The 21,136-nt window shown below is 54.6% G+C and carries 23 protein-coding genes, 1 pseudogene and 1 other annotated feature; of the genes and pseudogenes, 16 read left to right on the forward strand and 8 right to left on the reverse strand.

What is annotated here, in order from left to right; translation table 11 throughout:
* Positions 1-71: 71 nt before the first annotated feature.
* Together AC559G_RS16845 and hxpB are read right to left on the reverse strand one after the other, a co-directional pair.
* Positions 72-620 carry a metal-dependent hydrolase gene (locus tag AC559G_RS16845; RefSeq protein ID WP_095848520.1) on the reverse strand — a complete coding sequence of 183 codons (549 nt, stop codon included), beginning with the start codon at positions 618-620 and terminating at the stop codon, positions 72-74.
* A 217-nt stretch (positions 621-837) separates the two neighbouring features.
* Positions 838-1,503, reverse strand: a complete 666-nt coding sequence (gene hxpB, locus AC559G_RS16850; RefSeq protein ID WP_438597252.1) for a hexitol phosphatase HxpB — start codon at positions 1,501-1,503, stop codon at positions 838-840.
* 181 nt (positions 1,504-1,684) lie between these two features.
* Between hxpB and AC559G_RS16855 the strand changes: the two genes are divergently transcribed.
* Complete coding sequence (locus tag AC559G_RS16855) at positions 1,685-2,242, forward strand: YniB family protein (protein ID WP_438597253.1); 558 nt, start codon at positions 1,685-1,687, stop codon at positions 2,240-2,242.
* Between the two features lie 20 nt (positions 2,243-2,262).
* On the opposite strand, the gene AC559G_RS16860 is transcribed toward AC559G_RS16855, so the two are convergent.
* The 5 genes from AC559G_RS16860 to AC559G_RS16880 all read right to left on the reverse strand — a co-directional run bounded on the left by AC559G_RS16860 (position 2,263) and on the right by AC559G_RS16880 (position 6,887).
* On the reverse strand, positions 2,263-3,129 hold the full coding sequence (locus tag AC559G_RS16860; RefSeq protein ID WP_498913334.1) for a fructosamine kinase family protein: 867 nt from the start codon (positions 3,127-3,129) through the stop codon (positions 2,263-2,265).
* A 251-nt stretch (positions 3,130-3,380) separates the two neighbouring features.
* Positions 3,381-4,223 carry a metal ABC transporter permease gene (locus AC559G_RS16865; protein WP_498913335.1) on the reverse strand — a complete coding sequence of 281 codons (843 nt, stop codon included), beginning with the start codon at positions 4,221-4,223 and terminating at the stop codon, positions 3,381-3,383.
* A complete protein-coding gene (locus tag AC559G_RS16870; protein ID WP_416260088.1) occupies positions 4,223-5,086 on the reverse strand; it encodes a metal ABC transporter permease in 864 nt (287 codons plus the stop codon). The genes AC559G_RS16865 and AC559G_RS16870 overlap by 1 nt, the downstream gene beginning before the upstream one ends.
* Entirely contained in the window at positions 5,086-5,979 is an 894-nt protein-coding gene (locus tag AC559G_RS16875) for an ATP-binding cassette domain-containing protein (protein ID WP_498913336.1), read from the reverse strand. The genes AC559G_RS16870 and AC559G_RS16875 overlap by 1 nt, the downstream gene beginning before the upstream one ends.
* Positions 5,976-6,887, reverse strand: a complete 912-nt coding sequence (locus tag AC559G_RS16880; protein ID WP_498913337.1) for a metal ABC transporter substrate-binding protein — start codon at positions 6,885-6,887, stop codon at positions 5,976-5,978. The genes AC559G_RS16875 and AC559G_RS16880 overlap by 4 nt, the downstream gene beginning before the upstream one ends.
* 337 nt (positions 6,888-7,224) lie before the next feature.
* Between AC559G_RS16880 and AC559G_RS16885 the strand changes: the two genes are divergently transcribed.
* The 7 genes from AC559G_RS16885 to AC559G_RS16915 all read left to right on the forward strand — a co-directional run bounded on the left by AC559G_RS16885 (position 7,225) and on the right by AC559G_RS16915 (position 14,331).
* A complete protein-coding gene (locus tag AC559G_RS16885) occupies positions 7,225-7,893 on the forward strand; it encodes a transglycosylase SLT domain-containing protein (protein ID WP_498913338.1) in 669 nt (222 codons plus the stop codon).
* Between the two features lie 304 nt (positions 7,894-8,197).
* A complete protein-coding gene (locus AC559G_RS16890; RefSeq protein ID WP_438597393.1) occupies positions 8,198-8,923 on the forward strand; it encodes a gluconate 2-dehydrogenase subunit 3 family protein in 726 nt (241 codons plus the stop codon).
* 2 nt (positions 8,924-8,925) lie between these two features.
* Positions 8,926-10,710, forward strand: coding sequence for a GMC family oxidoreductase (locus AC559G_RS16895; protein WP_498913339.1), 1,785 nt, complete (start codon positions 8,926-8,928; stop codon positions 10,708-10,710).
* A gap of 12 nt (positions 10,711-10,722) precedes the next feature.
* On the forward strand, positions 10,723-12,060 hold the full coding sequence (locus AC559G_RS16900) for a c-type cytochrome (protein WP_498913657.1): 1,338 nt from the start codon (positions 10,723-10,725) through the stop codon (positions 12,058-12,060).
* A 278-nt stretch (positions 12,061-12,338) separates the two neighbouring features.
* Complete coding sequence (locus AC559G_RS16905; RefSeq protein ID WP_498913340.1) at positions 12,339-12,536, forward strand: hypothetical protein; 198 nt, start codon at positions 12,339-12,341, stop codon at positions 12,534-12,536.
* Positions 12,533-12,727: a hypothetical protein gene (locus AC559G_RS16910; protein ID WP_498913341.1), complete on the forward strand. Its 195-nt coding sequence runs from the start codon at positions 12,533-12,535 to the stop codon at positions 12,725-12,727. The genes AC559G_RS16905 and AC559G_RS16910 overlap by 4 nt, the downstream gene beginning before the upstream one ends.
* A 320-nt stretch (positions 12,728-13,047) precedes the next feature.
* Positions 13,048-14,331, forward strand: coding sequence for an SLC5/6 family protein (locus AC559G_RS16915; protein WP_498913342.1), 1,284 nt, complete (start codon positions 13,048-13,050; stop codon positions 14,329-14,331).
* Between the two features lie 91 nt (positions 14,332-14,422).
* On the opposite strand, the gene AC559G_RS16920 is transcribed toward AC559G_RS16915, so the two are convergent.
* Positions 14,423-15,103 carry a MarC family protein gene (locus AC559G_RS16920; protein ID WP_498913343.1) on the reverse strand — a complete coding sequence of 227 codons (681 nt, stop codon included), beginning with the start codon at positions 15,101-15,103 and terminating at the stop codon, positions 14,423-14,425.
* A gap of 15 nt (positions 15,104-15,118) precedes the next feature.
* On the opposite strand from AC559G_RS16920, the gene AC559G_RS16925 reads away from it, so the two are divergent.
* The 8 genes and pseudogenes from AC559G_RS16925 to AC559G_RS16960 all read left to right on the forward strand — a co-directional run bounded on the left by AC559G_RS16925 (position 15,119) and on the right by AC559G_RS16960 (position 21,132).
* Positions 15,119-15,322 (forward strand): hypothetical protein, encoded by a 204-nt coding sequence (locus tag AC559G_RS16925; protein ID WP_498913344.1) that lies wholly within the window; start codon positions 15,119-15,121, stop codon positions 15,320-15,322.
* 62 nt (positions 15,323-15,384) lie between these two features.
* The gene (locus AC559G_RS16930) at positions 15,385-16,422 is read left to right on the forward strand and encodes a CAP-Gly protein (protein WP_498913345.1); all 1,038 of its coding nucleotides are present in this window, start codon (positions 15,385-15,387) and stop codon (positions 16,420-16,422) included.
* Between the two features lie 349 nt (positions 16,423-16,771).
* A complete protein-coding gene (thrS, locus tag AC559G_RS16935) occupies positions 16,772-18,700 on the forward strand; it encodes a threonine--tRNA ligase (protein ID WP_438596450.1) in 1,929 nt (642 codons plus the stop codon).
* A 3-nt stretch (positions 18,701-18,703) separates the two neighbouring features.
* Positions 18,704-19,255 carry a translation initiation factor IF-3 gene (infC, locus tag AC559G_RS16940; protein ID WP_438596453.1) on the forward strand — a complete coding sequence of 184 codons (552 nt, stop codon included), beginning with the start codon at positions 18,704-18,706 and terminating at the stop codon, positions 19,253-19,255.
* 98 nt (positions 19,256-19,353) lie between these two features.
* The gene (gene rpmI, locus AC559G_RS16945) at positions 19,354-19,551 is read left to right on the forward strand and encodes a 50S ribosomal protein L35 (protein ID WP_279023373.1); all 198 of its coding nucleotides are present in this window, start codon (positions 19,354-19,356) and stop codon (positions 19,549-19,551) included.
* A 42-nt stretch (positions 19,552-19,593) separates the two neighbouring features.
* Positions 19,594-19,950: a 50S ribosomal protein L20 gene (gene rplT / locus AC559G_RS16950; RefSeq protein ID WP_004931417.1), complete on the forward strand. Its 357-nt coding sequence runs from the start codon at positions 19,594-19,596 to the stop codon at positions 19,948-19,950.
* Between the two features lie 109 nt (positions 19,951-20,059).
* Positions 20,060-20,183: a sequence feature (Phe leader region), on the forward strand.
* Complete coding sequence (gene pheM / locus AC559G_RS16955; protein WP_106120997.1) at positions 20,065-20,109, forward strand: pheST operon leader peptide PheM; 45 nt, start codon at positions 20,065-20,067, stop codon at positions 20,107-20,109. Its footprint overlaps the feature before it by 45 nt.
* 66 nt (positions 20,184-20,249) lie before the next feature.
* A pseudogene (locus AC559G_RS16960) lies at positions 20,250-21,132 on the forward strand (phenylalanine--tRNA ligase subunit alpha).
* Positions 21,133-21,136 lie beyond the last annotated feature (4 nt).

Below are 21,136 nucleotides of genomic sequence, written 5' to 3' on the forward strand. Positions count from 1 at the left end.
TTGGCGCAGCTTATACTTGAATGGAATTAAATATAATTTTTTGCTATTTCCAGAGCAGGGCGCGCGCAGGATTAAAACCTGAAGTTTTTTATCTGTTCGACATACGATTGAACCGGGAAGGTATAGCCGCCCTGCCAATAAAGCGCAAAAGCCACCAGGCACAGGCACAGCGCGCGCTCCAATTGGTTCCCTTTTTGCGAATTCAGTAGCGGCAGGCAAAAACGCCAGCGGCAGGGCCACAGCAACGGCACGCCAGCAGGCGTGAGCATATCGGCCAGCAGGTGGCTGAAATAGCCGATGATCATGGCATGCAGGGCGTCGGCCGGGATAAACCAACCGCGGGGGATATTCATGTGGAAAAGCGCGATGCCGCCAAGGATAGCCAACAGGCTGTGAGTAAAGCCGCGGTGACCGAAGGCACGGGCAATCGGCGCCGAAACCCAGCGCAGCCGCTGCCCCAACACCGAATTGGGGTGATCGATATCCGGCAGCAGCGACGTCAGCAAGGCGCCAGGAATGATGTGCCACCAGTCGCCGCTGGCGATATCAGGCGTCACTTCCGCCTTCTTGGCCAAGATCGCGCAAGCGACAGAGAAAATAAGGTGCCCTTCCGCGGTCATGCAGTGATTATTCCGGATGTTGAGCTGGTAATTTATCCAGTATAATGTAAATTCATCGGCAGTAAAAGCCGTGACGCTGTAACTAATCGTGTATTTTTAGCTGATTTTATAACGGCTTGGTGCATTTTTGATTGAAAGCGGCATAGCGAATGAGCAATGCATGGCGGGCAGCACCACGTTGGCGCATCGGCCGTATGGTGCCTGCACGGGAATGAGGTTAAGACAGGTGCTCTGCGGTGAGCTCGGTGAGGGCGTTCAGTTTGCTGTCGGCCAACGCCCAGCGGGCATCATGGCGGTTTTCCACGGCGGGAACCACGATGGAGCGCATGCGCGCCGCCTTAGTGGCAATCATGCCGTTGAAGGAGTCTTCCAGCGTTACGCAGCGCAGCGGATCGGTGCCCAGGCGCTCTGCGGCCAGCAGGTAGACCTGCGGGTGCGGCTTGCTGTATGGCAGGTATTCGGCAGAAACCAGTTGATCGAAATAGTTTTCCAAATCGAACATTTTCAGCACCTGTTGCTGCATATGCAGCGGGGATGCGGAAGCCAGCCCGATATTCAGATCCAGGCTGCGGCACAGCTCCAGCGCATGGCGCACACCGGGTAACAGGGGGCGCTTTTCGTTAACCAGCTCAATCACGCGTTCGATGATCCGCTTGGTCACTTCTTCCTGTGACGCACCTTGCCATGGCATCGCCTGGTACCACAGTTTTACCACCAGATCGATACGTAAGCCCAGCGTATCCGGCAGTTTGTGGCGCTCGGACAAATCCAGCCCCAGTGCGCCAAAGGTATCCAGTTCGGCCTGCAGCCACAGCGGTTCAGAATCAATCAATAGACCGTCCATGTCGAAAATAGCGGTATCAATACGGTGCGAATAAGCCATTAAGGTCAACTCCTGTGGGCTTGGTGAGTGGGGCTGCTACTCTACCACCACGGCCCGCCAGACTAAACTTTTTGCCCGCCTCCGCGCCATGATCCTGCTATAAATCAAGAAAACGGTGGGCGCGGTTTGCCAACTGCGGGTAAACTTAGCCTCTCGACTGCGTCGCTAACAAGGGGAAGGAATGACGTATCAACAGGCAGGGCGTATCGCCATTGTGAAACGCATTTTGGGGTGGGTGGTTTTTATCCCGGCACTGCTCTCAACGCTGATTTCTCTGCTGAGCTTTGTTTATCAGCACAGCGAAAAAACCAAGGGCATCAATGCGGTTATGCTGGATTTTATTCACGTCATGGTGGATATGGTGCGCTTTAATACGCCGTTTCTGAATATTTTCTGGTACAACTCGCCGGTACCGGACGTTGATAAAAGCGTATTCAGTGGCGCCAACCTGATGTTTCTTGTCATCTATTTTTTGATCTTCGTCGGGCTGGCGCTGCAGGCTTCCGGCGCGCGCATGTCGCGCCAGGTGAAGTTTATCCGTGAGGGGTTGGAAGACCAAATGATCCTGGAGCAGGCGAAGGGCAGCGAAGGGCATACGCGTGAACAACTTGAAGCGCGTATTACGCTGCCGCATCACACCATTTTCCTGCAATACTTCCCGCTGTATATCCTGCCGGTGGTGGTGGCGCTGGTGGCCTATTTTGTGCTGAAACTGCTGGGCCAACTGGCCGCCGGTTAAGCGCCGGGCGCGGCGGCGCGTTATGCGCCATTGTGCAGCAAGGCTTCCACCGCCCGCTGTGCCGCCACCAGGTGCTGGCCGCCAAACAGGTTGCTACGGTTGAGCAGATAATACAGCTGGTACAACGGCTGGCGTTCAATAAACGCCGCCGGCAGCGGCCATACGCTCTGATAACCGTCATAAATCTGGGCGGGCAGTTCCGGGTATAGCGGCAGCATCGCCAGATCGCATTCGCGATCGCCCCAGTAACAAGCGGGATCAAACAACAGCGGGCCTTGCGCCGCCAGGGCGCAGTTGGCAGGCCAAAGATCGCCGTGCAGCAGCGAGGGCTGGGGCTGATGGTTTTGCAGGCGCTGGTAGACGATATCGACAATCTGGTCGATATCGCCGAAGGTCATGCCCTTTTCCGCGGCGAGCTGTAACTGCCAACCGATCCGCTGTTCCGCATAGAATTGCGCCCAGCGCCGCTGCCAGGCGTTGGGCTGCGGCGTGGTGGAAAGATCGTTATCGAAATCCAGGCCGAACTGCGGCTGTTCGCTCCACTGGTGCAAGTGGGCCAACTGTTGGCCCAGGCAGTAAGCGCCGTGGGCATTCAGCGGTTTTAGCGCATGGTATTCCAGCAGAAGAAAACTGTAGTCGCGCCCGCTGCCCACGCCATACACCTGCGGCACATTCACGGTATTGCTGCGCGCAAGCAGGGCCAACTGATCGGCCTCGGCGGTGAAAACCGGCAACAACTCGCGGGTGTTGCACTTCACAAACACCTCATGTTCACCATAGCCGACGCGCCACGCCGGGTGGATTTCCCCGCCGGGGAGTTCGGTTCGTTCACGGATCTCTGCACTGCCAAGGTGTTCGCCTAACAGACGGCTAATAGCTTGCCACATGGTCTTCCCCTCCGTGTTGCCTGCTGTTTCATTAGCTTAACGTCTTTAACTGCGGTGAGAATACGAAGCGGCGCACAGACTGAGATCATCGGCAGCCCTTATTTCGCCCCGCGGCGCATTAGCACTGAATATATACGTGATCGGTTAAATTAAGTACAGCCCTGGCTCGCAATATTGGCCGTTAAGGGCGGAGGAGTGAAAATCGGCGGCGCGGGGCCGCCGGGGGAAGCATGCGTCGGAACGTGCAATCGCTAGCTGAATGAGTGACGTTGTAACTTACTTAAGCGATCGTAGAGCAGGGTGATGACAAACAACACCGCCTGCACGATAACAATGCACGGGCCGGTCGCGCCATCGATATGGAAGCTGATCAATGTGCCAAGCACACAGGAGAAGACGGAAACTACCGTGGCGACAATCAGCATGCGATCAAAGCTGCGGCATAGCATGAAAGCGATAATGCCGGGGGCAATTAGCATGGCGATGACCAAAATAACCCCTACCGCCTGCAGCGAAGCGACAATGGTCAGAGCCAGCAGGCAAAGCAGACCATAGTGCAGCAGCTTCACTGGCAGCCCGATAACGCGTGCATGGTTGGGATCGAAGCAGTACAGCATGAAGTCTTTGCGCTTCAACAGCACCACCGCCAGCGTAATTCCGGCAATCAGCAGGGTCTGCCGCAGCTCACCGTCGGTAATGCCCAGCATGTTGCCAAACAGGATATGCGCCAGATGCTGATCCGTGTCGATACGGGCAAAGAGCACCAGGCCCAGCGCGAACATGCCGGAAAACACAATGCCCATCACCGTGTCTTCTTTCACCCGGCTGTTTTCCTTCAGATAGCCGGTGGCCACCGCGCAGAAAATGCCGGAAAGAAAGGCGCCGATCGCCAGCGGAATACCCAGCACAAACGCCAGCACGATGCCAGGCAGCACCGCATGCGAAATGGCATCACCCATCAGCGACCAGCCTTTTAGCACCAGATAGCAAGACAGCACGGCGCACACCACGCCGGTAACGATGGCGGCAATGATCGCCCGTAGCATAAAGGGATAGGCGAAAGGCTCGCTGAGCAGTTGATAAAGCGTCTCCATCAGTTGTCCTCCGCATGTTCAGCGCGCGCTACGCGGCGCCGGTTGGCTAGCAGGCCATGCTTGGGCGCCAGAACGAACGCCAACAAGAAAACCAGCGTTTGCAGCGTAACGATCACGCCGCCGGTGGCGCCATCCAGGAAGAAGCTGATATAGGCGCCAATGCCGCTGGTGAACGTGCCGATCAGAATTGCGATGGCAACCAAGCGGCTGAAGCGATCGGTCAGCAGATAGGCGGTGGCTCCCGGCGTGATCACCATGGCAATCACCAGTATCGCCCCGACGGTTTGCAAGGCGGCGACGGTGCAGGCGCTGAGCAGGGTGAAAAACAAGATTTTCAGGCGCAGTGGAGAAAGACCGATCGAGACGGCATGATTCTCATCAAAGAACACGGCCAGCAAGTCTTTCCACAGCAGACACAGGATCACCAGGGAAACCCCGATGATGATCTCGACCTGCAATACATCTTCATCGGCAATGCCGAGAATATTACCAAAGATGATTGACTGCACATTTACCGAGGTGGGGTTAAGAGAGATGATCAACAGCCCCACGGCGAAGAAGGTGGAAAAAATAAAGCCGATGATTGCATCTTCCCGCAAACGGGTCACATGGCGCACCAGCGTCATCGCCAGCGCCGCCAGCATGCCGGTAAAAAACGCGCCGGCGGCATAGGGCAGGCCAAGGGCATAGGCGCCCGCCACGCCGGGCACCACCGAGTGGGACAAGGCATCGCCCATCAGCGACCAACCTTTCAGCATCAGGTAGGCGGAAAGAAAGGCGCAGGCTGCGCCGACTATCGCACTGACCCAGATGGCCTTCACCATGTAATTGTAATGAAAGGGTTGCAGCAGCAGTTCCATCATCAGGGCTGTTTCTCCGTTGATTGGCGCTGGGTTGGCGGATCGCTCTTGGTGTGGCCATAAAATACCGCCGGGCGTTCATCATCGGTCAGCACCGTGACGCTGCGCGCATCATTATCGTCATGCAGTGCGGAGCCGGAGAGGTTGATGTGGCGTAAAACGCCGCCAAAAGCCTGCTCCAGATTGCTTTGGGTGAAGGTGGTTTCCGTCGGGCCGGCGGCCAGTACGGTGCGGTTGATCAGGATCACCCGATCGCAAAACTCCGGCACACTGCCCAGGTTATGGGTGGACACCAGGATCAGGTGGCCTTCATCGCGCAGCGCGCGCAGCAGATCAATGATGGCATTTTCGGTTTTCACATCCACGCCGGTGAACGGCTCGTCCAATAACAGCACCGAACCTTGCTGGGCCATGGCGCGCGCCAGAAATACGCGTTTCTTCTGGCCGCCGGAAAGCTCGCCGATCTGGCGTTGGCGCAGTTCGCTTAGGCCCACGCGCGCCAACGCGTTATCAACGCGCAGCCGATCTTCCCTGGCGGCAATACGCAGAAAATTCATTTTGCCGTAGCGGCCCATCATCACCACGTCTTCCACCAGCACCGGGAAGTTCCAGTCAACGTCTTCGGTTTGCGGCACATAGGCGATGGTGTTTTTCTTCAGCGCCTGTGCCACCGGGCGATTATTGAGCCGCACACTGCCGCGGGTGGGGTGCACCAGCCCCATGATGCTTTTGAATAGGGTGGATTTACCGCTGCCGTTTACCCCCACCAGTGCGCAGATGGTGCCGCCGGCCAACGTAAAGCTGGCATCAAAAATCGCGGTGTGGCCATTATTATAGGTGACGGTAACGTTATCAACGTGCAGTTCCGGGCGTATGAAGGTCCCCTCTGTCTTCATTGGTTGAATCCTTTGGCGATGGTTTGTACGGTCACGTTCAGCAGATCTATGTACGTCGGCACCGGGCCGTCGGCGGCGGACAGTGAATCGACATACAGTACACCGCCATAGTTGGCGCCGGTCTCTTTTGCCACCTGGCGGGCGGGCTTGTCGGAAATGGTGCTCTCGCTGAATACCACGGGGATATTATTGGCGCGCACGGCGTCGATCACCCGGCGCACCTGCTGCGGCGAACCCTGTTCATCGGCGTTGATCGGCCACAGGTAAACTTCTTGCAACTGATAGTCTTTTGCCAGGTAGCTAAATGCGCCTTCACTGGTCACCAACCAGCGTTGGCCGGCAGGGATGCGCGCCAGGCGCTCACGCAGCGGCGCATCCAGAGCGGCGATTTTGGCGGCGTAGACCTTGGCATTGCGATTGTAGGTTTCTGCGTTGGCTGGATCATATTGCACCAACGCTTTACGGATGTTTTCGATATAAATCTGGGCATTGCTCGGCGACATCCAGGCGTGCGGGTTAGGGTTACCGTTATACGGCCCTTCGCGGATTGGCAATGGCGTGATGCCATCGGTCACTACAACGGCCGGCACCTGTTTGATGTTATCGAAGAAACGCTGGAACCAGCGTTCCAGATTCATGCCGTTCCACAGGATCAGATCGGCATGCTGTGCTTTAACGATATCACGCGGGGTGGGCTGATAATCGTGGATCTCCGCCCCAGGCTTGGTGATGGATTCGACGATCGCGGCATCACCCGCCACGTTTTGCGCAATATCCTGAATGATGGTAAAGGTGGTGACGACGCGCAGTTTCTTTTCAGCGAACGCGCCTTGGCTGGTGAAAAGGGCACAACACAGCAGGGAGAACAGCACCAGAGGGCGCAAAAGGGATGGTGATTTCAAAAACATGATGACTCCTTTCGTCTTAAATGAAAATGATTATCAATATCAATTGAGCTGAAGTCAAGAGCCGATAGCGCGAGTTTGAATGTTGCTTTTGGGTTAATAACACGTGTTCATCGGCGAATTTATACCATGTTGTGTGTCAGGGTGTAACTCATTAAGCTTCTGCGGGCTTGGCATCGCCTGAGAATAATGAAATAGCGCCGCAAAACAGGCGCCTGCTGATTGACTCAAAAATCCTCCCTTGGTATATGAATAGCGTGAGATCAGTCTAATAAATCAATACTGGCATTCTTATTAGCCGGATATGCTGCGCAATTTATTGAAAGGGGTTACGAATTCTGTGAATTTAAAAATAGGCTGCCTGGTGGCGATCATGGTTTTAGCGGGGTGCGCGCAAGGCCCGCGAACGGCGGATAATAATTCAGGCAGCAAGCCGCGTAACGGCTGGCTAAAGCCACCACAGAGCGGGGCAAATAACCATACCGGTACGCCCGTTGCTTATAATGACTACATCCGCCAGGCGGCAAACAACTATGGCGTTGATGAAACCTTGATTAAGGCGATTATTCAGGTTGAGTCTGGGTTTAACCCAAACGTGGTCAGCACATCCAATGCGGTGGGGCTGATGCAACTGAAGGCATCAACCGCCGGCCGCGATGCTTACCGTATGAAAGGTAAAAACGGCCAACCAAGCTCGCGTGAACTGAAGGATCCCGCGGTTAATATTGATCTGGGAACCGCCTATATCAATATTATTCAAAACCAACAGCTTGCCGGTATCAGCAACCCGCAGACCCTGCGCTACGCCACCATCGTTTCTTATGTCAATGGCACCGGTGCGATGTTGCGCACGTTTGCCCAAGATAAACGGGTGGCGGTGAACCGCATCAATCAGATGAGCCCGGAAGCGTTTTACCAGCATATTCAGCGCAACCATCCTGCGCCGCAGGCGCCGCGCTATTTGTGGAAAGTGAACACCGCTTACCAGGCGATGGCGATGCAGCAGTAAAGCGCCAAACCTTCCATGCTAAAACCGGCCGTTCAGGCCGGTTTTGTTTTTTTCACGCCCCGTCGGGCACTGTTCAAAACACCGGCTAATCCCACACTGTTAGTGAAAAAACGCACTAAAAGCTAAATTTACCTTAATAGAGAAAACTTTACGTTCATTCAATAAGTTACCGGTAACGTCACTGTTAACGTTCACATTTAGGCATCCAATAAATAGATAAAAAAGTTACAAATTGTGTTCAAAACCCGCATAAGCAACAAGGTTGAGGTTAAATAGTTGTGATTATCTTTGGATGGAATGTGATATGTCGGACAATATAACTCATAATTCACGGCGCGATTTTTTATTGAAATCGATGACCTTAATCCCCGCAGCAGTGATCGGCAGTGGCAGCGTAGGGGCGCTGGTGGCCCCTGCGGCGGCGCAAGCAGCCAACGCCACGCAAACCAAAAATGACTATCAGCCTACGTTCTTTACTCCGGAAGAATGGGCCTTTATTCAGGCCGCCGTGGCCCGCCTGATCCCAGCAGACGAGCACGGCGCCGGCGCGTTGGAAGCCGGCGTGCCGGAGTTTATCGATCGCCAAATGAATACGCCCTATGCCACCGGCGCTATTTGGTATATGCAGGGCCCGTTTCACCCGGAGGCGCCGAAAGAGCTGGGCTATCAACTGCCGCTGGTGCCGCGCCAAATCTACAATCTGGGCATCGCCGATGCGCAAACCTATAGCAAAAAAACCACCGGCAAAGCCTTTAATGAACTGGACGGCGCACAGCAGGATGCGTTGCTGAGCCAATTCGAATCCGGCACGGCGCAGTTTGAGCAAGTGCCTTCCGCGCTGTTTTTCTCTTACCTGCTGCAAAACACCCGTGAAGGCTTCTTCAGCGATCCTATCCATGGCGGCAATAAAGGCATGGTGGGCTGGACGCTGATTAACTTTCCGGGCGCACGCGCCGATTTTATGGACTGGGTTGAGCGAGGGGAACGTTATCCCTTCCCACCGGTATCAATTCGTGGGGAGAGAGGATAACGATGGCCAATTTAATGAAGAAAAAAGACGTGGTGATCGTTGGCTTCGGCTGGGTTGGCGCCATCATGGCGAAAGAACTGACCGAAGCCGGCCTGGACGTAGTGGCGCTAGAGCGCGGCCCAATGCGCGATACCTACCCGGACGGCTCCTACCCGCAGGTGATCGACGAGTTAACTTATAACATTCGCCGCAAACTGTTCCAGGATCTATCGAAAAGCACGGTGACCATTCGCCACAACACCAGCCAGACCGCCATGCCGTATCGCCAACTGGCGGCCTTTTTGCCGGGCACTGGCGTGGGCGGGGCGGGGTTGCACTGGTCCGGCGTGCATTTTCGCGTTGATCCAATTGAACTGCGGATGCGCAGCCACTATGAAGAACGTTACGGCAAGCATTTTATCCCGCCGGACATGACCATTCAGGACTTCGGCGTCAGCTACGACGAACTGGAGCCGTTCTACGACAAGGCGGAAAAGGTGTTTGGCACCTCCGGCACCGCGTGGACGGTGAAGGGCAAACTGGTTGGCAAAGGCAAAGGCGGCAACGCGTTTGCACCGGATCGCTCTGACGACTTTCCGCTGCCGGCGCAAAAAAACACCTTCTCGGCGCAACTGTTTGAAAAAGCGGCGTTGGAAGTGGGCTACCACCCGTATAACCTGCCTTCGGCGAACACGTCTGATTCCTATACCAACCCTTACGGCGCGCAGATGGGGCCGTGCAACTTCTGCGGCTACTGCAGCGGCTACGCCTGCTACATGTATTCCAAGGCTTCGCCGAACGTCAATATCCTGCCGGCGTTGCGCAGGGAAAAACGTTTCGAACTGCGCCCCAATTCCTATGTGCTGAAGGTCAACCTGACCGACGATAAAACCCGTGCCACCGGCGTTAATTACATTGATGCTCAGGGGCGTGAGGTTGAACAACCGGCGGATTTGGTGATCCTGGGCGCATTCCAGTTCCACAACGTGCACCTGATGCTGCTGTCGGGCATCGGCAAACCGTACGATCCGCTGACGGGCGAAGGTGTGGTCGGGCGTAATTTTGCTTACCAGAACATGACCACCATCAAAGCGTTCTTTGATAAAGACACCTTCACCAACCCGTTCATCGGCGCCGGCGGTAACGGCGTCGGGGTGGACGATTTCAACGCGGATAACTTCGATCACGCGCAGGCCGGTTTTGTGGGCGGATCGCCGATGTGGGTCAACCAGGCGGGCACCAAACCGATTTCCGGCTTGCCGACCCCGCCGGGCACCCCGGCGTGGGGCAGCAAATGGAAGGCGGCAGTGGCGGATGCCTATACCCATCATCTGTCGATGGATGCGCACGGCGCGCACCAGTCCTATCGCCAGAACTACCTGGATTTGGATCCCAACTATAAAAACATCTACGGCCAGCCGTTGTTGCGCATGACGTTCGATTGGCAAGAGAACGACATCCGCATGGCTCAGTTCATGTATGAAAAAATGGCGCCGATCGCCAAAGCGATGAAGCCGAAATTGATCACCGGCAGCCCGAAAAACGCCAACAGCCATTTTGATACCACCAGCTACCAGACCACCCATATGAATGGTGGGGCGGTGATGGGGGAAGATCCGAAAACCAGCGCGGTGAACCGTTATCTGCAAAGTTGGGATGTGCACAACGTTTTCTCCATCGGCGCATCCGCGTTCCCGCAGGGGCTGGGCTATAACCCAACCGGCACCGTAGCGGCACTGGCGTATTGGTCTGCGCGTGCCATCCGTGAGCAATATCTGAAGAACCCAGGCCCACTGGTACAGGCATAAGGACGGCTGATGATGAAAGTTTTTGCACCCGCACTGCTGGCCAGTGCGTTAAGTTTTTCGGTCTGGGCGCAGGACGCCACGGTCAGCAGTGAACTGATCCAGCGCGGCGAATATCTGGCGCGCGCCGGCGACTGCGTGGCCTGCCACACCAATGGCGGCAACGGTAAGATTTTTGCCGGCGGCCTGGCGATGGCAACCCCGATCGGCACGATCTATTCCACCAACATCACGCCGGATAAAAAAACCGGTATCGGCGATTACAGTTTTGAAGATTTTGACAACGCGGTGCGTAAAGGCGTTGCCAAAAACGGCAGCACGCTATACCCGGCGATGCCGTATCCGTCTTTTGCCCTGGTGAAAGAAGACGATATGCGCGCGATGTATGCCTATTTCATGCACGGCGTGGCGCCGGTGGAACAGGCGAACCGGGAATCCGATATTCCATGGCCGCTGTCTATGCGCTGGCCGCTGAGTATCTGGCGCGGTATTTTTGCACCTGCGCCGGCGGATTTTGTTGCTGATGCCAATGCCGATCCGGTGATTGAACGCGGCCGCTATTTGGTGGAGGGGCTGGGGCACTGTGGCGCCTGCCATACGCCGCGCAGCATCACCATGCAAGAAAAGGCGTTGAGTAATCAAGACGGGGATGAGTATCTTGCCGGCAGCAATGCGCCTATCGACGGTTGGGTGGCTTCCAGTCTGCGTGGCGAGCACCGTGATGGCCTTGGCACCTGGAGTGAAGATGAACTGCGCGAGTTCCTGAAAACCGGGCGCAACGATAAGTCGATAGTGTTCGGCGGCATGAGCGATGTGGTCGAGCACAGCTTGCAATACTTAAGCGATGACGACATCACCGCCATCGCCCGTTATCTGAAAACGCTGGCGCCGAAGGGTGGTCAGTCACAGGCGGTGCCGGTTGAGGATAGCACCTCCAGGGAACTGTGGCGCGGTAATGACAGCAAGCCCGGCGCCGCCGTGTACGTGGATAACTGCGCCGCTTGCCACCGTACCGATGGCATGGGTTACTCGCGCGCCTTCCCGGCGTTGAAAGGGAACGCAGTGGTGCAGACGGACGATGCGACGTCGTTGATTCATATTGTGCTGACCGGCAACACCACGCCGGCGGTGCAGGGTGCCGTTTCCAATATCACCATGCCGCCGTTTGGCTGGCGTTTGGATGATAATCAGGTAGCGGATGTGGTGAACTTTATCCGCAGCAGTTGGGGCAATAAGGCCAAACCGATCACCGCTTCAGAGGTTGCCAAAGTGCGTAACGATCGTTCAATGGTCGGTGACGCCAACGCTATGGGCAGCGCCCAGGTGCAGGAGCATCCCGAGGCGACCAGGTAGCGGTGATTATCGCTGGGTAAGCGGCCGATCTCGCCCAACTGCCAGTATGATGCCAGTCAGTTCATCCTGACTGGCATTTTTTCGTGGCCGTGGCGCCAGCCAGACAACGCTCAGTCTGTTCTTCCTCTTGCGTGAAATGTGTGAAATTTGCATTTTTTTACTCAACCATAATTGATAATGATTATCGTTTACAATATAATAATCTTATTGGTTGCGCGGGTATGTCTGAGGGCCCGCCGCAATGGCGTTGAGCGCGTTGCCGTATGGCTGGAGGTAGGATGGTCGATCACTCGGAAAGGCACAGAAAAAAGTTGCTGAAGGCGCTGGGCCGCTTATCGCTGAACCCGCTTGTGCAGGATGTGCCTGCTCAGCAGGCCGGTGTTGAATACGCGACTTTCAGTGCCGGCAGTGCGCGTGTATTGGTGCATATCATTGGTTTCGCCAACCCGGTAAACCGTAATGGAGGGGCATCATGAATAACCCCGCAGTAACATCGCTGATTATCCTGGCTTATATTATGTTGATTGTGCCGGTGCTTTCCTTGCTGGATTCACAACTGACGGTGACCCGCATCGGTACGGATCGGTTGTTGAGGAAAACGGTGCAGACCGTGGTTATCATCGTGCTGACGCTGCTTTTTTTCTGGCTGATGGCGTTTTTTAAATAGCCGTTTTGCCATGCCCGGCGGCCCGTTCAGGCCCGCCAGCCTGGTGACTCCCGTCGCCTGGTTTTTCTTTGTGTTTGCCAACCCACCTACCGTTATTGCCGTTCCCGGCCGGGTATTTCTACCCGTTTTTTTGATTATTAAGTGCCCGGTTAACCACCGAAACATAGACCCCGCAACCATTTTTATTTATGCTTTGCCGTCCTTTCATCATGCGCAAGAATCAATTAATTCTCTAACGCACTGTTTTCAATAAATTTTACGAATAAGGATATTCCATTGAGCGCAATCGTTGTCGCTATAGATTAAGGTAAGCTGTCCTAATGAGTACAATTTCCTCCGATTCCAACACGCTGGCGGCGTCCCGGCCCGGCAAGTGGAATAAAACCGACACCGTATGGATGTTCGGCCTATATGCAACGGCAGTGGGGGCGGGCACGCTGTTTTTGCCGGTCAACGCCGGGTTGAATGGCCCGCTGGTGTTGGTGCTAATGGCGCTGTTCGCGTTCCCGTTGACGTATCTGCCACACCGCGCGCTGTGCCGCTTTGTGCTTTCCGGTTCCAGCCGCGACGGCAACATCCATGATGTGGTGGTGGAGCATTTCGGCGTGCTGGCCGGCAAACTGATCATGGTGTTGTATTTTCTGGCCTTTTTCCCGATCGTTTTGGTTTACAGCATTTCGATCACCAATGCGCTGGATAATTTCCTGATCCACCAGTTCCATATCACGCCGTTGCCGCGCGTCTGGCTCAGCCTGGCGGTGATTATCGTGCTGAATCTGGTATTGCTGCGGGGCAAAGATACCATTGTCGCTGCGATGGGCATGCTGGTGTTCCCGCTGTTGATATTCCTGATGGGCCTGGCCTTGTACCTGGTGCCGACCTGGCAGACGGCGAATTTCGTTGATGGCCTGGTGAATACCCGTTTTGATAGCCCCGGCCTGTGGCACTCTCTGTGGCTGGCGGTGCCGGTGATGGTATTTTCATTCAGCCATGCGCCGATCATCTCTTCGTTTGCATCGACGCAGAAAAGCCTGTACGGCGCACGCGCCGAACGTCGCTGCGCACGCATCATGCGCTACAGCTACGTGTTGATCTGCGTTACCGTGCTGTTTTTCGTTTTTAGCTGCGTGCTCAGTCTATCCCACCAGGAAATGGCACAGGCGAAAGAACAGAACATCACGGTGCTGACCACCCTGGCGAACAAGTTCTCCAACCCGCTGATTGCCTATCTGGCGCCGCTGATGGCGATGCTGGCGATGGCGAAATCGTATCTCGGCACGTCGCTGGGGGTCACCGAAGGGGCCACCAGCCTGATTGACGGCCTGACGCGTGCGCTAGGCACGCCCTTGAGTTCGCGCGTCACCCACCGGCTTTCCGGCGTACTGCTGTTCTTGCTGACCTGGGGAGCGACCGTATGGAACCCCAGCGCACTGCATATTATTGAAACCATCAGCGGGCCGCTGATCGCAGTGATTTTGTTTATTTTGCCGATGTATGCCGTGCGCGCAGTGCCTGCCATGCACCGTTACCGGGCGTTGAGCAATATCTTCGTGTTGGTGATGGGCGTTATTGCGCTGTCCGCGCTGATTTATGGTTTGATCTGATCCCGGCGGCGTGCGGGCCACCGCGCGCCGTTTATTGATTCACCTGTGTAAACCGCTGGCTGACGCGAGTGGACCGCACGATGCCATCTGGCTATTGGGGATAGGTGGCAATAATCTCCAAAATGCCGTTGATAATAAACTGTACCCCCATACACACCAGCAAGAAGCCCATCAGGCGCGAAATCGCCTCAATACCGCTTTGGCCGACCAGCTTCATGATGGCGCCGGAGCTGCTCAGGCATGCCCACAGAATCAACGATACCGACAGGAACGTGACCACCGGCGCGACCATCAGCACCCAATGCGAAAACCCCAGGGTGTTTTCCTTGATGCTGGAAGCCGTACTGATGATCATCGCGATGGTCCCTGGTCCGGCCGTGCTCGGCATTGCCAGCGGTACAAAGGCGATATTGGCCGAGGTTTTTTTACGCAGTTCGGTATTTTTGCTTTCCACCTCCGGCGCCTCATCGGCTTTTTGCTGTGGGAACAGCATGCGGAAACCGATAAACGCCACGATAAGCCCACCGGCGATACGCAGGCCGGGGATGGAAATGCCAAAGGTTTTCATCACGAATTGCCCGGCATAAAACGCCACCATCATGATGAAAAAGACATAGATTGACGCCATGCGCGACTGTTGCTGGCGTTCTTCGCGGGTCATATTGCCGGATAACCCCAGTAGCAGCGCTACCGTGGTCAGTGGGTTGGCCAAGGGCAACAATAACACCAGGCCAAGGCTGACGGCCTGGAACAATTGTAAAATGCTCGACATCAAAACAGCTCCCTCATGCTAAATCGCACCATGTTTAAAGGATGCAGGTTAGCCGTTGTTAAACGGCAGGCAAAATACTATTTGCCGCCTGGGTTGTTTTTGCCGCTGCCGGTGCGGGTTGGGGCCGGGGTAGCGAGGGATGAAAATACATTAGAAATGGGCATGTTATTAAGTTTGTTTGTTTATTTTCACCATTTCCTCCCTGGTTTTTTCAACTAATCCTATACTAATAAAGAATTATGGCGGTTCTGCATAATCGAAAACTTAAAAGGAGTTTTACTATGGAAGTGGCAAATGAATTTGCAACAGTAAAAAAAATCTCATGGGGGAGCGTGATTGGCGGTGTGATCACCGTACTGGCGGTGTCGCTGTTGCTGTCAACGTTGGGCACCAGCCTGGGTTTTTCTATGGTTGAGCCAACGTCTGACGATCCGGTTAACGGCGCAGGCACCGCAGTGGCGGTTTGGTCTGCGGTTTCAATTATCATCAGCCTGGCGGCAGGTGCCTTTATCGCCGGCCGTTTGGCGGCGAATGATGGCCTGATCCACGGTTTCCTGGTGTGGGCGACGGCGCTGATTGTGGCCGCCGTGTTGGGCGGGTTGTTGGTGGGTTCTGCCGTAAAGGCAACCGGCAATGCACTCGGCGCGATTGCATCCACCTCTGGCAGCCTGCTTTCCGGCGCCGGCTCGGCCATCGGCAAAGGCGCTTCTGGGCTGGCGGACGCCGGCGGCAAAGCCTTTGAACAGCTGGGTATCGACACCACGCTGCAGCCGCAGCAGGTACAGGGCGATGTGGTGGCCGCGCTGAAAAAAAGCGGCATCCCTTCGCTGCAGCCGGAATTCATGCAGCAGCAACTGAACGCGGCCAAAAACGATGTGGCCGATGCGGTGAAGGCGCTGGCGCTTCGGCCGGACAACAGCGACGCGATTATTCAGGATTTGCTGGCCAAGCTGAAAATGCACGGTACCGCGATTTCACAGGATGTGGATGAGGACGCGGTGAAAAAAGCGCTGGTGGAGAATACCGATATGACCCCGCAGCAGGTGGATCAGACGGTTAAAAACCTGGTTGAAGCGAAAAACAAAACGGCAGAGATAGTCAATCAGCGTTTAAACGACGCCGATGCGAAAATCAACCAGGCCAAACAGGAATACACCGAACTGAAACAGCAGGCGCGTGAACAGGCGGCCATTGCTGCTGATGCGTTGGCCCATGCCGCACTGTGGTCGTTCTTTGCGCTGTTGATCGGTGCCGTAATCAGTGCGCTGGCAGGGTTGTGGGGGGTTAAGACTAACGCCCGCCGCGTAGTGGTAAAATAACCGCATACCCCGGCCCGTTTGCGCGTCTCAAAGCAGGGATGAGAGGCCGGTTCTTCACAAAGTGGAGTGGCAGCCAGGAAAGACTGGCAAGCCCCGGCAGCGATGCCGGGGTTTTTCTTGTTTCGCTTGGTGGCGACAAGGCCGTTTATTTATCCAGAAGAAATTTAGTGATACTATCCACTTAGCCAAATGCGGCTGTGAAGGTATGCTTGCCACGCTGTGTACCAAGTTAGAAAACAATCTGGCAATTGTGGGCGAGATCTGCAATCTAACTGACTAAATCCAAACCCAATTTTCGTACTGCATGTGATCTGTCGTGTGGGTCACCACTGTAGATAAGGAATTTTTAATGCCTGTTATTACCCTTCCTGACGGAAGTCAACGCCATTACGATCGTGCCGTTTCCCCTCTGGATGTCGCCCTTGATATTGGCCCCGGCCTGGCGAAAGCCTGTATTGCCGGGCGGGTGAATGGTGAGCTGGTTGATGCCGGTGACCTGATTGAATCCGATGCGCAACTGGCGATCATCACCGCCAAAGATCCTGAAGGCCTGGAAATTCTGCGCCACTCCTGTGCGCACCTGTTGGGCCATGCCATCAAACAACTGTGGCCGGATACCAAAATGGCCATTGGCCCGGTAATCGACAACGGTTTTTACTATGACGTTGATATCGACCATACCCTGACGCAGGAAGACCTGGATCTGCTGGAAAAGCGGATGCATGAGTTGGCCAACAAAGATTACGACGTCATCAAGAAAAAGGTCACTTGGCAAGAAGCGCGTGACACCTTTGTGGCGCGCGGCGAAAACTACAAAGTGGCGATCCTGGATGAAAATATCAGCCATGACGATCATCCAGGCCTGTATCACCACGAAGAATACATTGATATGTGCCGTGGGCCGCACGTGCCGAACATGCGTTTCTGCCACCATTTCAAACTGCAGAAAACCTCCGGCGCCTACTGGCGTGGCGACAGCAAAAACAAAATGCTGCAGCGTATCTATGGCACGGCCTGGGCGGATAAAAAGCAGCTTAATGCTTACCTGCAACGCCTGGAAGAAGCCGCCAAACGCGATCACCGTAAAATCGGCAAACAGCTTGATCTGTACCACATGCAGGAAGAAGCGCCGGGCATGGTGTTCTGGCACAACGACGGCTGGACGATTTTCCGCGAGCTGGAAGCCTTTGTGCGCATGAAGCTCAAGGAATACCAGTATCAGGAAGTGAAAGGGCCGTTTATGATGGACCGTGTGCTGTGGGAAAAAACTGGCCACTGGGACAACTACAAAGACGCCATGTTCACTACCTCGTCGGAAAACCGCGAGTACTGCATTAAACCGATGAACTGCCCGGGCCACGTGCAGATCTTCAACCAGGGCCTGAAGTCCTACCGCGATCTGCCGCTGCGCATGGGCGAGTTCGGCAGTTGCCACCGCAACGAGCCTTCGGGTTCTCTGCATGGGCTGATGCGTGTGCGCGGCTTTACCCAGGATGACGCACATATTTTCTGTACCGAAGACCAGGTGCGCGCTGAAGTCAACGACTGCATCAAGATGGTCTATGACATGTACAGCACCTTCGGCTTTGAAAAGATAGCGGTGAAGTTGTCCACCCGGCCAGAGAAGCGTATTGGTACGGAAGAAATGTGGACCCGCGCGGAAGACGATCTGGCCGCCGCGCTGACTGAAAACGGCATTCCGTTTGAATATCAGCCGGGTGAGGGCGCCTTTTATGGGCCAAAAATTGAATTTACTCTGCATGATTGTTTGGATCGCGCCTGGCAATGTGGTACCGTGCAGCTCGATTTCTTCTTACCGGGCCGTTTAGGCGCGTCGTACGTTGGCGAAAACAACGATCGCGTGGTGCCGGTAATGATTCACCGTGCTATTTTGGGCTCCATGGAGCGTTTCATCGGTATCCTTACCGAAGAATACGCCGGGTTCTACCCAACCTGGATTGCCCCGGTACAGGTGGTGGTGATGAATATCACCGACAGCCAATCGGAATACGTCGAGCAATTGACCAAAAAACTGCAAGATGCAGGCATTCGGGTCAAAGCAGACTTGAGAAATGAGAAGATTGGCTTTAAAATTCGCGAACATACTTTACGTCGGGTGCCTTATATGTTGGTCTGCGGTGATAAAGAAGTCGAAGCAGGCAAAGTTGCCGTTCGTACTCGCCGCGGCAAAGATCTGGGTAGCCAAGACGTAAACGCATTTGTAGACAAGCTGCTGACAGAAATTCGCAGCCGTAGTCTTCATCAACTGGAGGAATAAAGTATTAAAGGCGGAAAACGAGTTCAAACGGCGCGTCCTAATCGCATTAACAGAGAAATTCGCGCGCAAGAAGTTCGCCTAACCGGCGTCGATGGCGAGCAGATTGGTATTGTCAGTCTGAATGAAGCTCTTGAAAAAGCTGAGGAAGCGGGCGTTGATTTAGTCGAAATCAGCCCAAATGCCGAACCGCCAGTTTGCCGAATTATGGATTACGGCAAATTCCTCTACGAGAAGAGCAAGTCGACGAAAGAACAGAAGAAGAAGCAAAAAGTTATTCAGGTCAAGGAAATCAAATTCCGTCCTGGTACCGATGATGGCGACTATCAGGTCAAACTACGCAACCTGGTTCGCTTTCTGGAAGATGGCGATAAAGCCAAAATCACCCTGCGTTTCCGTGGGCGTGAAATGGCGCACCAGCAGATCGGCATGGAAGTGCTTAACCGCGTCCGTAAAGATCTGTGTGAAGATATGGATCTGGCAGTGGTCGAATCCTTCCCAACGAAGATCGAAGGCCGCCAGATGATCATGGTGCTCGCACCCAAGAAGAAACAGTAAGGCTTCCAAGTAATCAGGCCCGCGCAACGCTTGCGCTGTGTGGGCTTTATTCGCCTCACTGATTCGTTGTTTAACAATGCGAAGTGGATTTAATTAAAATGCCAAAGATTAAAACTGTACGTGGTGCAGCCAAGCGCTTCAAAAAAACCGGCAGCGGTGGTTTTAAGCGTAAACATGCTAACCTGCGTCATATTCTGACCAAAAAAGCAACCAAGCGTAAACGTCACCTGCGTCCGAAAGGCATGGTAGCGCATAGCGATCTGGTACTGGTTGTTGCGTGCTTGCCGTACGCATAAGCCCTTTTTTTGAATCAAGAATAAGACTTTAGGAGAGAGCATATGGCTCGCGTAAAACGTGGTGTAATTGCACGCGCACGTCACAAGAAAATTATGAAGCAGGCGAAAGGCTACTACGGTGCCCGTTCGCGCGTATATCGTGTTGCCTTCCAGGCAGTAATCAAAGCAGGTCAGTATGCTTACCGTGACCGTCGTCAACGTAAGCGTCAGTTCCGTCAGCTGTGGATTGCACGTATTAACGCAGCTGCTCGTCAGAACGGCTTGTCTTACAGCAAATTCATTAACGGCCTGAAAAAAGCCTCTATTGAAATTGACCGTAAGATCCTGGCTGACATCGCGGTATTCGACAAAGTGGCCTTCGGCGCGCTGGTTGAAAAAGCGAAAGCAGCTCTGGCGTAAGTCAGTGGAAGAGGGAGCTTGCTCCCTCTTTTATCCTGTATTTTTAACCTATAGACTTCTGTTAGCTGGCGCTTAATCACATCACGCCGCGTAACTCAGAAAGGTAATGCAAGCATGAACGCTGCTATTTTCCGCTTCTTTTTTTACTTTAGCGCCTGAATTCAGGGGGCTTGCGCGTAAGAAAAGAAACGGAAAGTAGCGCCTAAGCCTCCCTAAGCGGAGGCTTTTTTGTTTCTGGCTATCAAATAAATTACTCAATCACTACTTAGCGGCCATAGCGGCCCAAGAAGAGGAACACAATGCCACATCTCGCAGAGCTGGTTGCCAATGCCAAGGCAGCCGTAGAAGATGCCCAGGATGTAGCCGCGTTGGATTTGGTGCGCGTCGAATATTTAGGCAAAAAAGGCCATTTCACCTTGCAGATGCAGTCGCTGCGCGATCTGCCGGCGGAAGAGCGCCCGGCCGCGGGGGCCGTGATCAACCAGGCCAAACAACAGGTGCAAGAAGCGCTCAATGCGCGTAAAAGCGCGCTGGAATCCGCCGCACTGAATGCCCGCCTGGCAGAAGAGACCATCGATGTCTCCTTGCCAGGGCGCCGCCTGGAAAATGGCGGCCTGCACCCGGTGACCCGCACCATCGATCGTATTGAAACCTTCTTTGGCGAGCTGGGCTTTTCCGTGGCGACCGGCCCGGAAATTGAAGATGACTACCATAACTTTGACGCGCTGAACATTCCAGGCCACCACCCGGCGCGCGCCGATCACGATACCTTCTGGTTTGACGCCAAACGCTTGCTGCGTACGCAAACTTCCGGCGTGCAGATCCGTACCATGAAAGATCAGCAGCCGNATCAGTTTCACCAACCTGAAAGGCACATTGCATGATTTCCTGAAGAACTTCTTTGAGGAAGATTTGCAGATCCGTTTCCGCCCTTCATATTTCCCGTTTACCGAGCCTTCCGCCGAAGTGGATGTTATGGGCAAGAACGGTAAGTGGCTGGAAGTACTGGGCTGCGGCATGGTGCACCCGAACGTACTGCGTAATGTTGGTATCGATCCGGAAGTATACTCCGGCTTTGCCTTCGGCATGGGTATGGAGCGCTTGACCATGCTGCGCTACGGCGTAACCGATTTGCGCGCATTCTTCGAAAACGATTTGCGTTTCCTCAAACAGTTTAAGTAAGGCG

Source organism: Gibbsiella greigii (assembly GCF_039540155.1).
Taxonomy (GTDB): Bacteria; Pseudomonadota; Gammaproteobacteria; order Enterobacterales; family Enterobacteriaceae; genus Gibbsiella; species Gibbsiella quercinecans.